The following is a 1,353-nucleotide window of genomic DNA, read 5'->3' on the forward strand; positions in this document are numbered from 1 at the left end:
TGAAACTCAAAAACCAAGTCGGACAACTTGAAAGCTGATTTTTCAAAACGTTGAACCTGAGCTTTTGATGATTTTTCTTGATAGAAACTAACGCCGCGTTAAGGGGCGCAGGCACGCAATACAAAAGTGACCGCATAACACCTTAACCACTAAACCCAACGCAAATTGAAAATGCCACGCGTGCCAAGTCCCTCTTGAACGCCTTGTTATGCTTAAGCTTCAATAACTTACGTTTTAACATAACCAAGATTAACTCGGCTTTGACTCACAAACAAAAGCCAAAAATCAAAAAACTGAAATGACTCATAATTTTGAAAACCAGACTTTGAACTTTGCCAGCCAAAACGAAAAATCCAAGATCAAATTTCTGATTGAGCCAACCGCTCTAACCTCGTGCCTGCCCGATACTGGATTGAGGCAATTCTCTGAATTTCCAGCGCCAAAGAATAAGTGTCCGGAAAACAGCGCCTACTGAAGACAACTTGCCGACAAACTCAAAACCAATCAGCCGAGGGAACAAAGAAAAAGCATAAACCACTGATTTTACGTAATTAAGCATAACGCCCGCCTAAGGGGCTGGCAACGCATTACACCAAACTCACACACAACAACCATAACCACCGCGGCTCAATGGGACTGGAAACGCCACGCGTTGACAGTCCCTCTTGAGGCGTTTGTTAGCTTCGTAGCCTGTTGTTTAACAATGATTTCTAAACACTTTTGTTTGAAAGCCATTTTACGCAGAAGCATCACACAAACACATGTCCAACGCCAAAAGCTGTGAAGTTGGCTGCCAAAACTTAAAACGATCTAGGCTAAGTTGGCCACGGTTAAGAGTCCGCGACAAAGAAAGCAAGAACACAGCGATAATGCAGCCTTTTGTGAAACCAAACTTTGAGTGTTGAACATCCAACAACGTTGAAGCATCGAGACTTGCTAGTTTTCATCGACTTTGAACCCACTGAACTTTCAACACGTTCGACCAAATCAACATCAGAAAAACTCGAAAGCCAAGTCGTCGAATTTGAACGCTAAAATCGGATTTTTCAGAACGATTGAGCTTGGATTTTGATGATTCCTGCCTTTAAGAAGCTAACGCCCGCCTAAGGGGCTAGCAACGCATACCACTAAACTTAAACACAACAACCGAAACCACCGCGGCTCAATGGGACTGGAAACGCTACGCGTTGACAGTCCCTCTTGAGGCGTTTGTTATGCTTAAGCTTCAACAATTTACATTTAAACCAACTCAAGAATAACCCACTGAAATCATTGACTAAACTTCGAATTTTCTTGAACTAGAACTGGCTCAACTTTTACCTATGAACTGACCAATGCAGGCTTTCATTTAGC

1 protein-coding gene is annotated in these 1,353 nt (G+C 42.6%); it reads right to left on the reverse strand.

What is annotated here, in order from left to right; translation table 11 throughout:
• Nucleotides 1-736: 736 nt before the first annotated feature.
• Entirely contained in the window at nt 737-916 is a 180-nt protein-coding gene (locus tag T411_RS0115630; RefSeq protein WP_001889214.1) for a DUF645 family protein, read from the reverse strand.
• Between the last annotated feature and the right edge of the window lie 437 nt (nt 917-1,353).

This window comes from Vibrio cholerae ATCC 14035 (assembly GCF_000621645.1).
GTDB classification, from domain to species: domain Bacteria; phylum Pseudomonadota; class Gammaproteobacteria; order Enterobacterales; family Vibrionaceae; genus Vibrio; species Vibrio cholerae.